We start from the raw sequence: 13,055 nt of genomic DNA on the forward strand, positions 1-13,055 counted from the left end.
GAACGCCGTTGCAGGCCCTGGAAACAGCGGCTAGTTCGCGCCGATGCTGATCGTGCGCGTCACGTCGACCACCGACAGCCGGATCGCATCGATCAACGCGCGCGCGGCCGGCGACGGCGTGCCCGCCGCGCGCACGGTCAGGCCGATGTCGCGCCGCGTGTTGTGAAGCTGCACGTCGAGCACCACCAGTTGCCCGGACTGTACCTCGTGATGCAACTGCTGCGCGGACAACGCGGCCGCCATGTCGGTGCCGAGCAGCAGGCCGCGTATCACCGCGAGGTCGGCGGTCTCGACCGTGGGCAGAGGCGGCTTCACTTTCATGCGCTTGAACTGCGCCTCGAACAGCCCGCGCGCTGGCGAATTGCTACGCGGCAGCACCCACTGCAACTCACGCAGGCCCATGATGCTCAGCCCTTGCTCGCGCGCCAGCGGATGATCGCGGCGCACCAGCACCACCATGTTTTCCGACATCAGGCGCTCGTTCTTCAGGCCGCTCGACGCGTCGTTGTCGCGCAGCGCGCCGAGAATGAAGTCGATGTCGCCCGCGCGCAGACCCGCGACCAGCGTCTCGTACGAGCTTTCGTCGGTCACGACGCGCACGCCCGGATGCTGCGAGGTCATCTTCGCGATCGCTTTGGGCAGGATCAGCGTGCGCCCTAGCGGCAACGCGCCGACGGTCACCGAGCCCTGAATCTTGCCGTGCAATGCGGCGATATCGTCGGGGACGTGCCGCAATTCGTTCAACGCGCGGCGCACGTGCAGCAGGAACGTTTCGCCTTCGGCGGTGAGCAGGATGCCGCGCGGGCTGCGATGAAACAGGCTCAAACCCGAGCCGCTTTCCAGCACGCGAATCGCAGTGCTAACCGCCGGCTGACTGATGCCGAACGTCTTCGCCGCGCTCGGCATGTGCCGATGCCGCGCAAGCGCCGCGAACAGTTGCAGCCGCCGCGTGTTCAGCAGATAAGCCGGCAATGCCCCTTCCGCAGCAGGCCGCCGACGCGCCTGACGCGCGGCGCACCATTGCGCGAGTTCTTCCAGTTCCGCGAAAATCCGCTCGCAACGATGCAGCACCGCGCGGCCGACAGGCGTCGGCAGCATGCCCGAAGGGCCGCGATCGAAGAGCGGCTCACCGAGCGCCGACTCCAGTTCCTGCACCGAACGCGTGACCGCCGATTGCGCGCGAAACAGCGCGGCCGCCGCGCGCGTGGCGCTGCCCATTTCGGCGACGAGCCGGAACGCGCGCAGTTGCGCGAGGTTGAGCAGGTCCTTGCTATTCACCGAGGGCGACGTCTTGACCGGCGCCGCGTGGCCGACCGTCGAAAGGTTGTCGTCCGTCATGCCGCGCCCGCGATCAGATGCAACGAAGGCAGCGACAGGTTCAGGCTTTCCTTCGAGATGTGCGTGTGCTCTTTCATCAATGCATCGACGCGCGCGCCTTCGCCTTGCTTCAATGCGTCCACGATCGCATGATGCTGGCGATGCGCGTACATCAGCATCATGAATTGATGCTCACGCGCGGCTTCGTCGAAGGCGATCGTGAAGGGCGACACGAACGGCACCTTGTCGTTCAAACGAAGCGCGGCGGCCACCGCCATGTTCTGCGCCGCGTCCACGATCAGCGCATGGAAGCGGCCGTTCATCTGCGCATAGCGCACGTCGTCGCCCGGTTTCAGATGACGCTGCTCGAACAGCTCGTCGCCTTCGCGCAGGCAGTCCTCGAGCGCGGTCGCGAGCGGGGCGCCGACGCCTTTCTCGGCGACCGCGCGGGCCGCGAGTCCTTCGAGCACGCCGCGCACGTCGATCGCGTCGAGCACGTCCCGCACGCTGAAGCGGCGCACCACGTAGCCGCGCGTGCCCGAGCGGTCGAGCAGCCCTTCCGCCGACAGCACGCTCAGCGCATAGCGCAGCGGCGTGCGCGACACGCCGAGCCATTGCGCGAGTTGCGCTTCCACGAGGCGCTGACCGGGCGATAACTCGCCGGCCAGGATCTTCTCGCGTAACGTCTGGACAATCGCCTGCTGGGTCGTCTCGTTCATCGTTGTCTACTGGTTTGAAGCACCGAAGTATAGCCACGCGGGGAGCGCCGCACCACGCCTCCGAAACGGCTTGCGACTTCTTTTCAGGGTCATCTGTTCTGTTTATCGGCAGTGAGCGGGTGAGGGCCGCTATCGCGACCGGCCAAGCCGGCTCGGGATACCGACGAAGCCCTATGCCACATGGCTTGCGGCGTCGCCGCGTCCGCCGCGACATGAAGCCCGGCGCCGTTTTGGCCCATTCCCCTATGGCCGGGTGAGGTTTACCCGCACTTTCTGTCAGACGGCACAATTCCTATCTTTGTATCCCAAGATGGTCGCGCTGGCTACTTCACCGGTCGCGCCGACCTATCCGATTGGCACGCGGCAAAGCAACGGAAGAAACGAATATGGCAAGGATCATTGGCGGCATCGGCACATCGCATGTGCCCACTATCGGATTGGCGTACGACAAGGGCAAGCAGAACGAGCCCGCGTGGGCGCCGCTCTTCAAAGGCTATGAGCCGGTGGCGAAATGGCTCGCGGAACGCAAGCCCGACGTGATGGTGATGTTCTACAACGATCACGCCAACAGCTTCTTCTTCGACTGCTATCCGACGTTTGCGCTGGGCGTGTCGGCGAATCACGAATTCGCGGACGAAGGCGCGGGCAAGCGTCCGTTGCCGGACATCGCGGGGCATCCCGATCTGGCGATTCACATCGCCGAGCAGATGGTCGCCGACGAATTCGACCTGACGATCTTTCAGGACCGTCCGCTCGACCATGGCTGCAACTCGCCGCTCTCGCTGATGCTGCCGCATGACGACCAGGGCTGGCCGATGTCGCTGGTGCCGCTCGAAGTCAACGTGCTGCAATACCCGCTGCCCACCGCGAACCGCTGCTACCGGCTCGGTCAGGCGCTGCGACGCGCGATCGAATCGTTCGATCAGGATCTCGACGTGGTGGTGGTCGGCACAGGCGGCCTCTCGCACCAGGTGCACGGCGAGCGCAGCGGCTTCAACAACACCGAGTGGGACATGGAATTCCTCGACCTGATCGTCAACGATCCGCAGCGTCTCGCGGCGATGAAGCATGTCGATTACGTGCGCCTCGGCGGCGCTGAAAGCGTCGAGACGATCATGTGGCTGGCGATGCGCGGCGCGCTCGGTCCGAAGGTCCGCGAACTGCACCGCAATTACTATCTGGCGACCAGCACCGCGATGGCCGTGACGATCTATGAAGACGAGGTGACGCAATGAACCCGCAACTGATCGGCGTCGAAGAACTGATCGGCACCTATCCGTTCGATATCCGCCAGAGCATCAAGGCGATGCGCCTGAACCGCTTCTTCTGGCAGATGCGTGAAGCGCCGGCCCGCAACCTGTGGCTCGAAGACCGTAGTGCCGCGTATGACGCGGCGAAGCTCACGCCCGAAGAGCGCACGCTGGTCGACAACGTCGACTGGATCGGCCTGATTCGCTACGGCGTCTGTTTCTTCGTGCTGGAAAAATTCGCGCGCGTGGTGAAGATCACGAACCTCGGCATGTACGCAAGCATGCGCGGCGAAACACTCGAAGCGTTTCTGAAGACGCGCAAGGTGCCGGACGCGGTCTAACGCGCCCGATGCTGCCGGCCCGCCCGGCAAGCGTTCACTTCTTCAAAACTAGAAGACCCCGGATTCGACAGAAATCCGGGGCGGGAAAATATTTCCTTGGAGACACGCATGATCTTCGCCAATCCAGTTCATCGCGCGCCGTCGATCGACGCGCGTCGTGTGCCGCAACGCCGCTCTCAAGCGGCGCGCCGCGCAGCCTGACCCGCTTCTGAAGTCTGAAACCTGAACCCGTGCGCGGCGACGTTACGCGAAGCCGCGTGGCCCGTTGCGGCTGCCGCGCACGACATCCGTGTGGGACGTGTTGTAAAGCGTGTTTCGAGGAGAGCGGACATGAGTGGCAATTTCGGCGTGAGCAGGGCGGACCTTGGAAAGGGATTGAGGTCTACCGATTTCGATTCGCCCGGCTGCAAGGCGACGTTGCGCGCCGGCGTGATCGGCGGATTGGTCGGCGCGGTGGTGATCTGGATTTACGAGGCGCTCGTGTGGGTCGGGGCGCAGCATCTGATGCCGCTGGCGGGCATTCCGCGTAACGCGACGGGACTCGTGTTCGGCAAGCATGTGCAGGAGTCGCTCGGGATCTGGGCGTATGTGGTGGGCACGGGGATTCACTTCGTGTTCGCGGCGGCGTGGGGCGTGCTGTTTGCGGCCGTGTGGCCTTACTTTCGCCGACGCGGTTATGAAGCGACGCTGGTGGCGCTGTTCTATGCGGTGCTCGCGTGGATCGTGATGCATGTGGCGATCATGATCGCGTCGGATAACCATCCGAACTACTACGACCCGGCGGTGATTATCGGCGGGTTCATGTCGCACATCTTTTTCACCGTGCCGCTGGCTTTGACCGTCAAGCGACTGCTGCAACCTCAACGGCACTAACGCAGTGGGTTCGATAAACCTCACGCGCCACGCCGATAAAAAAGTATTTCAACGAGACGTAAAACCTGGAGATCAGAAGAATGATGAAGAGTATCCGACGAGTCGACGCCGTGCTGTTTGGCGCGGCGATGGCGGCCGCAGTGCCGGCCTTCGCTCAAAGCAGCGTGACCTTGTACGGCATCGTCGATAACGGCCTGTCTTACACCAATAACCAGGCGTCGGCGCTCGGCGTCACCAGCGGCGGCAAATCGGCGACCAAGATGACGCCCGGCGTGTGGGCCGGCAGCCGCTTCGGCCTGAAGGGCGGAGAGGACCTGGGCGGCGGCACGAAGGCGATCTTCCAGCTCGAGTCCGGTTTCAATTCGACGACCGGCGCGCAGCAGTACGCCAACGCGATGTTCGGCCGCCAGGCATGGGTCGGCGTGACCAATCCGGCGTACGGTACGTTGACGGCGGGCCGCCAGTACGCGTCGTATTACCAGATGCTGTCGCCGTATAGCCCGACCACCTGGATCACCGGTTACTACGGCGCTCACCCTGGCGATATCGACGGTCTCGATACGATTTACCGTTCGAACAACACGCTCGAGTACACGTCGCCGAAGATTTTCGGTCTGACGGTGAGCGGTTCGTATTCGCTCGGCGGCGTGGCGGGCAGCTTCAACCGCGGTTCGACGTGGACGACTGGCGCGCAGTACGCAGTCGGTCCGATCGGCCTCGCGGTCGGCTTCTCGCGGATCAACAACTCGACGCTCGGCGGCGGCGCGTGGGGCGCGGATTCGACCACGACCAACGGCGGCGCGCAGATCGGCGTGTCCGCGTTGACGAACGGCTACCAGACCGCGCAGGCGCAGCAGCGCTTTGCGGTGGGCGGCGGCTACACGTTCAATAGCGCATGGGACGTCACGGCGACCTATTCGAACGTGCAGTACATTCCGGGCACGGGGTCGAAGTTCCACGACACGGCGATCTTCAACACGGGTGGCGCGGTGCTCCACTGGAAGCCGGCCGTTGCATGGGATTTCGGTCTCGGCTATAGCTACACCCGTGCAACGCGCGCGAACGCGATCGACGATAACGCGCAGTACCATCAGTTCAACCTGTCCGAGTACTACTCGCTGTCCAAGCGGACCGGGCTCTACGCACTGCAGGCTTATCAGAAGGCGAAGGGCAAGACGCTGGGCACGAATGGCGCCGGGCAGATCATCGACGCGACGGCGACGCTGGGCGACGGTTACAACACCGCGCCGTCTTCTTCGGGCAGCCAGTTTGCGGTGGGGGTGGGGATTATTCACCGCTTCTGAGTTGAAGGGTCTGTAATGGAGAAAGCCGGGTTCTTTGGAGCCCGGTTTTTTTTCGTGGTTGTGACCAGAAAAGTCGAGGGTGGATAGAGATACGTCCGAGAGGAATGAGTCGATGCGAGCCGTATTATCGATCGGGCATTGGCAGTCGATTCCATCAATCCGAATGAGGACGCATTGTGAAAAAACACGCTTATGTTGAACACCGGCCACGGTCGACAGACAAAAACACGCCCACTTTGCATCACGTGGTGATCGTCGAGCACAAAGAAGTCAAACAGACCGCCACGCAGAAAGAAGCTGCAGACTGGGCGCTTGCGCAGGACTACATCGTGCATGTCGCACGGGAGCGGCACTTGCAGGACCGGGATCAGCCGGCGCACTGGCGTTCGTATCCGTAGCCGTGCCTTCGGGTATCGCAGCGCCGGTTCACAGCCCGCGCTCTCCTGGTGTGATGCGGTGCTCGCTTTCTTGAGCTGAATCGATTACATCCGAGGTAATTGGCGGGTAGCTCACCCGCACCTAATCTTCGAGGGTCGCGCGGTTCATTCCGGGCCGCGCTCACCATCGAGGACACATCATGTCGACGTTTCAGGTTCATACCATCGACTCCGCACCGGAGCACTCCCAACCCGTGTTGCGCCAGATTCAGCAAACCTTCGGCTTCGTTCCCAACGTTGCGGGGGCGATGGCCGAATCCCCGGTTCTGATCGCGGCCTTCTTCGATCTGTTCAGGAAGGTTCATGCCGGCACCTTCAATGAAGCGCAAATCCAGACCCTGTTGCTGACGAACGCGGTCACCAATGCGTGCGCATGGGCTGTCGCATTTCACACCGCTTTGGCGCTGAACGAAGGACTTGCCCCCGCCGATGTCGAGGCGATCCGCGCGGGACGTTCGCCTGCGGATTATCAACATGCCGCGCTCTCCCGGTTGACGAAAACGGCGATAGAGAAACGCGGCCATCTCGACGAGCGGGACGTGAGCGCGTTTCTCGAAGCAGGCTTCCGTCGCGATCAGGTGCTTGAGGTGATTGCCGTCGCGGCGGCGTCGACGATGACGAATTACGTCGGCAACATCACGCAGCCGCCTTTGGAGACGCAATTCCACGCGCACGTCTGGAACGGCAACTGAGGCTTTGTGCTTTCTCTAAGAGTTCCTGTCGGCGGGCAGGGAGTATGCTGATCCGCACAATCCGTTGATCGTGCGTCGCCTGCCGATCACGACACTCCCAGTGAATTCAGACGTGCGGATAAGAGAGCGATGAACCCTGCGAACCCGGTCAAGAAAACGCCGCCGAACGATCTCGGCGCATTGCTGCGCCACTGGCGAGACATGCGCGGTGTAAGCCAGCTGGACCTGTCGTTCAATGCGGGCGTCTCGCAGCGACATATCAGCTTTATCGAAAGCGGACGCAGCGTGCCGAGCCGGCAGATGTTGATGGATATCGCGCAGACGCTCGACGTTCCTCTGCGCGAACGCAACACGCTGCTGCTGGCCGCCGGCTATGCGCCGATGTACGCCGACGCCGCGTGGAACGCGCAGGAAATGCAGAGCGTCACGAAAGCGCTCGCGCGAATGTTGCGGCAACACGAGCCGTTTCCCGCGCTGGTCATGGACCGCTACTGGAACGTGTTGATGACCAATGAGTCCGCGCCGCGCTTTTTCAATTGCTTCGTCGATATGGCCGCGCGCAGGGGACCGCGCAACATGCTGCATTTGATGTTCGATCCCGAGGGGATGCGCCCGTTCGTCGCGGGTTGGAAAAGTGTTGCAGATAGTCTCATTCAGCGGGTTTATCGGGAAGCGGTGGGACGAGTGGTCGATGATTCGACGCGCGAGTTGCTTGCGGCGTTACGCGCGTATCCCGATGTGGCGGAATGTGAAATTGCGGGTGGGTTGGGCGGTGCTGATTCGGCTGGCGCCTCTGCTTCTCCGGCGTTGCCGGTGATTCCTATTGGCTTCGTCAAGGACGGCCATGTGCTGAAGTATTTTTCAATGGTGGCGAGTGTCGGCACGCCGCAAAGCGTTGCCGCGCAGGAACTGCGCATCGAGTGCATGTTTCCCGCCGATGATGAAACGGAAGCGCGGCATCTGGCGATGCTCGATGCGCTTCCGCAGCAGGAGTGAGGCGCTGCGTCGACCGGTTCCGTCAGGCGCCTCTGATGAGCCGGGTTAGTGCCGCACGGGCGCGGGGCGGCGCGTGGTGGCCGTTCTCACGATCGTTGCGCTTTTCGCGGCCACGCGTTTGCGCGGGGTGGTCTTGGCGACCGGTGGGCTTTGCGGGTCTTTCTCCGCGATGTTTGCCGCTTCCGCCAGCAGGCGGGTGGCCTGGGTCGCGGTGATCCGGCTGTGCGCGACGCCCTTTGCATCGAGTGCGATCACCTGGAAAAGCTCGCGGTCGCATGCGAGCTCCTGTTGATACTGCTCGCCTGTTTCGACCAGTAATTCGAGCAAGGCCCGCTGTCGATGACGTTCATCATTCGTGATCGCAGGATTCCTACAGATCGACGCGGTGAGTGTGATCAGCGTTTCGAGGTTGCTTAGCTGGCGGTCGCATAGGTCGAAGGCGGAGAGGGCGAGCTTTTCGTGCTGGAGAGCATCGACCGGTGGGCGGGATGCGGGTTGTTTGGTGGCTTTGCTCATGGTGCGATCTCCCTGGGATTGTTTGGATCGCCCGACACTTGGTTGGGTATTTGGGTGAGCGGGCACGTGGGGGATTGGAAGACCGGGATCGTAACGAACCGGCGAGCCTCTCGGCTCTCCCACCACAGCCCGCCCATTGTGAAATATATAGACGTGCAGCAGTAGACGCACAACCCGCCTGGGCGGGTGTGCGGTTACGATCGCAGGCTTCCAAACCTGGCCGGCGGGTGTTTTCCGATGGCTTGATGATTATAGAGCAGAGTCGGTGTGCGTTTTTTATGGGATGAGTAGTGCTAAGAAGTAATTGAATGGTGAGATTGCATCGCCTTCATTGCTGGTCGCATAGAAGACGCAGGCGATTGGACGTCGCGCTGAGTCCGTCCGAATCTAGGGCAAAAAATTGGAAGTTCGTCCGCCCGAAGCTGCCAGTTTATTTTGCGCTCGGCCACCGTCCGGCCCCATGGGCCATTGATGTAACAGCGTCGGTGAGGCCGCTACAGATCTCTTTCCTGCCGCTCGCATGCCGATGATTGCGAATGTTCGTCGCAGTGTCCGCGAGGATGCGGGCGTTGGCCGCATTCAGTAACGGACATTCAGCGCCTGTTGATTTGCACGGCTGCCCCGTGTGCTCAGGAAGTGCTTCTGTCTCACGCGCTAGCTTTACGTTTTTTTGCGACTCGCAAAAAGATCAACGCGAGTCCGCTGAAAATGACCTCCGGGCCCGCGGTCTCGGTGGCCAGCATCGACCCGGGGTTTCGGTGGTGGATCAGCGACAGCGCAGCAACACAAATGGGAAAGCGACCAATTCCCATTCGATCCAACGTATCGTTCGCTAAAGCGAATTGCGCTGGACTTAAACCTCGCGCCTTTGCATTCCGCCAGAGGATCCATCGAAGCGCTGCAACGATTAGAACATCGTAGACGTAGGGTGTGGTGTGAAATGGCCTGCATGGGCGGTCATTCACTTGTCGAGACCGTCTCGTAACGTCCCGGACGATATCACTCACCAAAGCCTCCGCCGTTCTTCCCCCCCGGACCCATTCCGTCGCTCACTCTCGGACGGTCCCCCTCCCGCTCATCGTTTGGATCGATGCCCTTCGCCAGTAGCGAGTTCATCCTGGCAATCTGCAGATGCGCACCGTCGATCGAATCAGTCGGGAACGTCCCACAGCTATAGCGCCGTTCCTTACCGGCCCACTTCCCCGAGTCGCGACTGTCGGCGAAGCGACCTGGCACGGCCGCATATTTCCTGATCGACCACCATCGGCTTAGGCCGACAAGATGACAAAGTCCTCCGAGCAATCAAACGTTGAGTGTTGAGCCGACAGTCATTGCAGCCCGCATTTTCGAAGGCTTGATGATCGGCAGCAAGAAGTCGCGTCCAAGCGGGGAAACCCTAAGGTGATTCAGCTTTCTGCGGCATCGCGCGTCATTGACGTGTTATCTGTCGCGTAGCCTATTCATTGACTCACCATGCAAACCGCATATCCGCGAAACACTCCCCACACCCGCAGCCCCAATGCGCCACACCTCTCACACCCAGCAAAAAAGATATCCCCACCCCCACCAAATATGCTAGAAATAACACCTGCACGGGGGCACCGGAAAACAGCCGCACGGGGCAAGCGAGCAACCGATCTTAGGCTTTCAAATTCTTAATCGGCCGCGAGGTGGATCATGAGAATAAAAACGCTTTTAGGGTGTGGGGTGACGACGCTCGCCTCGGCGCTAACGCTACAGTGCGGCCTCGCCTGGGCCGACGGTCCCGAAGCCGCGTATGCATCCGACGAAGAAGCGCCGTCCGGCTCGCTCAGTCCGGATGAATACCAGGTCAATGCGGACGGCATGAAAGAGGATCCGAAAGCAAAGATGTCGGATGTGGCTCGCGCTTATCGCAACGGCTATATCAATCGCGGCAAGGAGGATCAGGCCGGCTACAACGCGATGATCGAGTCGCACAACCACGGCCAGCGCAAGCCCACCACCCCGACCAATACGCAGGTCGCCCGCGTCGACGTGCCGCCGTTGCCGGCCGGCCTTCCCGAAGACGACAACTCGAAGTACACCACCATTCCGCCGCAACCTCGGCAGTACGCGCAGCGTCAGGTCTCGCAAGCGCGTCAGGTGCCGCAACCGCAGCCGCAGCAGCAATACCAGCCGCAACCGCAACCGCAGCCGCAGTATCGGCAGGCGTATCAGGAGCCGCAGTACGCGCCCGCCATGCCGATGCAGTATCAGCCGGCCCCCGAGTATGCACAGGCGCAGATGCAGCCGGTCTACGCCGACAGCCAGCCCGTGTATGTGCGCCAGGAGTATGCGCCGCCGCCTCCGGTCCAGTACGTCCCGGTCTACGCGCAGCAGCAGTACGAGGAAATGCCTGTCGTGGAAACCGTGATGCAGCCGATGGCGCCGCCTGTCGCGTATCAGGTTTATCGGCCGCCGGTCTACCTGAGCATGCCGCGTATGTACGCGTATCGGGCGCCGGTGGTGAGCTATCGGATGTGGCGCTGACGCATCGTCAACGCGTCAGTGGAAGGGGCGACGAAGCGCCGGTCGGGAAAACAATCGATGATGAATAGTGCCAGGGCTCGGTGAATGAACGCCGAGCCCTGAGTCTTTGCGCGCCCGCTGTTGGCGATAACGCGAGCCGCGCGATCAATGACCGCTGCCGTGCCTCGTGCGCACCGTCAACCGGTTCTGCACGGACCTGACTCCGCGCACCGATCTGGCCGCGTTGCCGGCCCGCTGGATCTGCGAGCGCTGCGGCACGCTGCCGGTCAGCGTGACGACGCCGTGGCGCGCCTGCACATGAATCGACGCCGAGTTCAGTCCCGTCGTGCGCGTGAAGGCGCGGCGGACGTCGCGAACCAACTGGCTATCGGATCTGGCTCGAGACTGAGATGTCGTGATCGGCTGGTTGTGCGCGGACGCATCGTTCGGCATGCCGCCGGGCGTTTGCGCATTCGCGTAAGTCGCGCCAATCGCGAGGGAGACGGCGACCAACGCGCCGAGTAGTCTGCTCGTGCCGTGTGTTCTCACTATTCCTCCTTTGCCGGTTTGTCCGGGGTCTGCCTTTTCAAGCCGCGTGATGCCGGGGGACGAGGCAGCGAAACGTGATGCCGATGCCGCCTCGACAAGCGTGTGCGACGCCGGATCTGATTATATGCCGCGATGACAGGATCAACGGCCCATTCGCGACGTGCCCGCAAGCGCGCTCGACAGCACAACCGTCACGGCAATAGCGGAAGGTGTGCACAACGAATCCACGTCGGCCGCCGCGCGACCGGATGCATCCGTCAGCGCGTCAGCCCGCGCATACGATCGACCTGCTCGTTGAGTTGAGCGACCGAATCGGCGAGAAACTTCGCGCGCGCATCGAGATGGAAAAGCAGCAGCGTCACGATGAGGATCACGAACGCTGAAGGAATGACCGCGGCCGCGAGCCACTCGGGACGCACGCCGCCCGCCGCGCCGCAAATCGATCCGGCCGCGAAGTTCGCCGCGGCCATGCCGGTGTAGTGCATGCCCGCGATCGCGACGCCCATCACGCAGGCGGTGCCGATGCGCTTGCGCATCACGTATCGCTGATCGGTGTTGCGCAATGTGTGCGCGCCCCACAGCGCCGCCGTCGACGCCACGATCGCAATGACGATCGACGCGGCGAAGATGGCGGGATCATAGTCGATGGCGGGCTCCATCAGCAGCGCGCGCATACCCACGTAGTGCATGCTGGCGATGCCCAGACCCATCAGCACGCCGCCCACCAGCAGACGAACCACGCCGAGGTCCTTGCGCGTGACGATATACAACGCGAACCACGAAACCAGCACGGCGATGACGAGCGAATAACCGGTCACGGCGAGATCGTAGCCAAGCGGAATGTTGAGCGAAAACGACAGCATCCCGATGAAGTGCATCGACCAGATGCCGAAGCCCATCGCCAGCGCGCCGCCGGCGAGCCATATTTGCCGAGCGCGCGCATAGGCGAGCAGGGAAATCCGGTCCGCGAGATCCAGCGCCGTGTAGGACGCGAGTGTCGCGATCATAAGCGAGAACGCGACTAACCCCAGGTTGTAGTGACTTTGCATAGGTCGACGGCTTTTATAAGAGCTCGATTAATGGTGATTGACGGCCCGGCGAGCCCGCGTCGATGACGCATGGCGTGCCCGGCAAACCGCACTGGCCGATGCGGTTGGGTACTGATCCGGCGTCTCCTTGGTGTCCGTCGGAAAGCTGTGTGCGGCATTGCATCAATTTCGAATTGAATGGCTCGCATAAACCTTATTCGGGGTTACCCGAATGCGGGGAAAGCAGTAAAGCGGAACGGAGTTTAGTGCATGCTGCTTGAAAGCTAATTGAAGAATTGAAGGGATATGTCCGTCTTTTTTACGGTTGATGGGGTGGCATTATTTACCGGCGCTATTGCGCATGGAATGGCGGGTGAGGAAATTCGTAACAAATCGTTTGAGTTAAGCTGCCCAGGGAGCCTTGCTTCATCACGTGCTTCGGACTCGGGGGGCGCCTGTCTGCCGCATGGAGTGGGCCGCGCGGCCTGGGTGCCGTCCTGGCCTCGGGCTATCGCTAGCGGGGTTCGCCAATTCGTCATGTGC

At 62.0% G+C, this 13,055-nt stretch carries 14 protein-coding genes; 8 read left to right on the forward strand and 6 right to left on the reverse strand.

Features of this window, described 5'->3' with window-relative positions; translation table 11 throughout:
* Nucleotides 1-30: 30 nt before the first annotated feature.
* On the reverse strand, nt 31-1,338 hold the full coding sequence (locus tag BGI01S_RS09935) for a LysR family transcriptional regulator (RefSeq protein WP_174447396.1): 1,308 nt from the start codon (nt 1,336-1,338) through the stop codon (nt 31-33).
* A complete protein-coding gene (locus BGI01S_RS09940) occupies nt 1,335-2,036 on the reverse strand; it encodes a GntR family transcriptional regulator (RefSeq protein ID WP_042324842.1) in 702 nt (233 codons plus the stop codon). Before BGI01S_RS09940 ends, BGI01S_RS09935 begins: the two co-directional genes overlap by 4 nt.
* A 386-nt stretch (nt 2,037-2,422) precedes the next feature.
* Between BGI01S_RS09940 and BGI01S_RS09945 the strand changes: the two genes are divergently transcribed.
* The 7 genes from BGI01S_RS09945 (at nt 2,423) to BGI01S_RS09975 (ending at nt 7,929) form a co-directional block, all read left to right on the forward strand.
* Nucleotides 2,423-3,271 (forward strand): gallate dioxygenase, encoded by an 849-nt coding sequence (locus BGI01S_RS09945; protein WP_042324845.1) that lies wholly within the window; start codon nt 2,423-2,425, stop codon nt 3,269-3,271.
* Nucleotides 3,268-3,627 carry a protocatechuate 3,4-dioxygenase gene (locus BGI01S_RS09950; protein WP_042324846.1) on the forward strand — a complete coding sequence of 120 codons (360 nt, stop codon included), beginning with the start codon at nt 3,268-3,270 and terminating at the stop codon, nt 3,625-3,627. The genes BGI01S_RS09945 and BGI01S_RS09950 overlap by 4 nt, the downstream gene beginning before the upstream one ends.
* A 330-nt stretch (nt 3,628-3,957) precedes the next feature.
* Entirely contained in the window at nt 3,958-4,500 is a 543-nt protein-coding gene (locus BGI01S_RS09955; RefSeq protein WP_042324848.1) for a hypothetical protein, read from the forward strand.
* 80 nt (nt 4,501-4,580) lie between these two features.
* Nucleotides 4,581-5,804: a porin gene (locus tag BGI01S_RS09960; RefSeq protein ID WP_042324850.1), complete on the forward strand. Its 1,224-nt coding sequence runs from the start codon at nt 4,581-4,583 to the stop codon at nt 5,802-5,804.
* A 176-nt stretch (nt 5,805-5,980) separates the two neighbouring features.
* Nucleotides 5,981-6,202: a hypothetical protein gene (locus tag BGI01S_RS29495; RefSeq protein ID WP_042324852.1), complete on the forward strand. Its 222-nt coding sequence runs from the start codon at nt 5,981-5,983 to the stop codon at nt 6,200-6,202.
* A 179-nt stretch (nt 6,203-6,381) separates the two neighbouring features.
* A complete protein-coding gene (locus BGI01S_RS09970; protein ID WP_042324854.1) occupies nt 6,382-6,933 on the forward strand; it encodes a carboxymuconolactone decarboxylase family protein in 552 nt (183 codons plus the stop codon).
* A 129-nt stretch (nt 6,934-7,062) separates the two neighbouring features.
* Nucleotides 7,063-7,929 carry a helix-turn-helix domain-containing protein gene (locus BGI01S_RS09975; RefSeq protein ID WP_042324856.1) on the forward strand — a complete coding sequence of 289 codons (867 nt, stop codon included), beginning with the start codon at nt 7,063-7,065 and terminating at the stop codon, nt 7,927-7,929.
* A gap of 45 nt (nt 7,930-7,974) precedes the next feature.
* Here the strand turns inward: BGI01S_RS09975 and BGI01S_RS09980 are convergent, their stop codons facing one another.
* Nucleotides 7,975-8,445, reverse strand: a complete 471-nt coding sequence (locus tag BGI01S_RS09980; protein ID WP_042324858.1) for a hypothetical protein — start codon at nt 8,443-8,445, stop codon at nt 7,975-7,977.
* 999 nt (nt 8,446-9,444) lie between these two features.
* Nucleotides 9,445-9,747: an integrase arm-type DNA-binding domain-containing protein gene (locus tag BGI01S_RS31375; protein ID WP_409372075.1), complete on the reverse strand. Its 303-nt coding sequence runs from the start codon at nt 9,745-9,747 to the stop codon at nt 9,445-9,447.
* 405 nt (nt 9,748-10,152) lie between these two features.
* On the opposite strand from BGI01S_RS31375, the gene BGI01S_RS09985 reads away from it, so the two are divergent.
* Nucleotides 10,153-10,956 (forward strand): hypothetical protein, encoded by an 804-nt coding sequence (locus BGI01S_RS09985; protein ID WP_232624414.1) that lies wholly within the window; start codon nt 10,153-10,155, stop codon nt 10,954-10,956.
* Nucleotides 10,957-11,100: 144 nt separating this feature from the next.
* Here BGI01S_RS09985 and BGI01S_RS09990 read toward each other — a convergent pair whose 3' ends face one another.
* On the reverse strand, nt 11,101-11,484 hold the full coding sequence (locus BGI01S_RS09990) for a BON domain-containing protein (RefSeq protein ID WP_042324862.1): 384 nt from the start codon (nt 11,482-11,484) through the stop codon (nt 11,101-11,103).
* Between the two features lie 257 nt (nt 11,485-11,741).
* Complete coding sequence (locus tag BGI01S_RS09995; protein ID WP_052400445.1) at nt 11,742-12,533, reverse strand: MHYT domain-containing protein; 792 nt, start codon at nt 12,531-12,533, stop codon at nt 11,742-11,744.
* Nucleotides 12,534-13,055 lie beyond the last annotated feature (522 nt).

The sequence above is a fragment of the Paraburkholderia ginsengisoli NBRC 100965 genome (assembly GCF_000739735.1).
Lineage (GTDB): Bacteria > Pseudomonadota > Gammaproteobacteria > Burkholderiales > Burkholderiaceae > Paraburkholderia > Paraburkholderia ginsengisoli.

Bases quoted from the DNA above. Each gene is read 5' to 3' on its own strand.
- BGI01S_RS09960 (WP_042324850.1), top strand. From the start codon at position 4,581: ATGATGAAGAGTATCCGACGAGTCGACGCCGTGCTGTTTGGCGCGGCG.
- BGI01S_RS09970 (WP_042324854.1), top strand. From the start codon at position 6,382: ATGTCGACGTTTCAGGTTCATACCATCGACTCCGCACCGGAGCACTCC.
- BGI01S_RS09935 (WP_174447396.1), bottom strand. From the start codon at position 1,338: ATGACGGACGACAACCTTTCGACGGTCGGCCACGCGGCGCCGGTCAAG.
- BGI01S_RS09940 (WP_042324842.1), bottom strand. From the start codon at position 2,036: ATGAACGAGACGACCCAGCAGGCGATTGTCCAGACGTTACGCGAGAAG.
- BGI01S_RS09980 (WP_042324858.1), bottom strand. From the start codon at position 8,445: ATGAGCAAAGCCACCAAACAACCCGCATCCCGCCCACCGGTCGATGCT.
- BGI01S_RS09975 (WP_042324856.1), top strand. From the start codon at position 7,063: ATGAACCCTGCGAACCCGGTCAAGAAAACGCCGCCGAACGATCTCGGC.
- BGI01S_RS09950 (WP_042324846.1), top strand. From the start codon at position 3,268: ATGAACCCGCAACTGATCGGCGTCGAAGAACTGATCGGCACCTATCCG.
- BGI01S_RS09955 (WP_042324848.1), top strand. From the start codon at position 3,958: ATGAGTGGCAATTTCGGCGTGAGCAGGGCGGACCTTGGAAAGGGATTG.
- BGI01S_RS09995 (WP_052400445.1), bottom strand. From the start codon at position 12,533: ATGCAAAGTCACTACAACCTGGGGTTAGTCGCGTTCTCGCTTATGATC.
- BGI01S_RS09945 (WP_042324845.1), top strand. From the start codon at position 2,423: ATGGCAAGGATCATTGGCGGCATCGGCACATCGCATGTGCCCACTATC.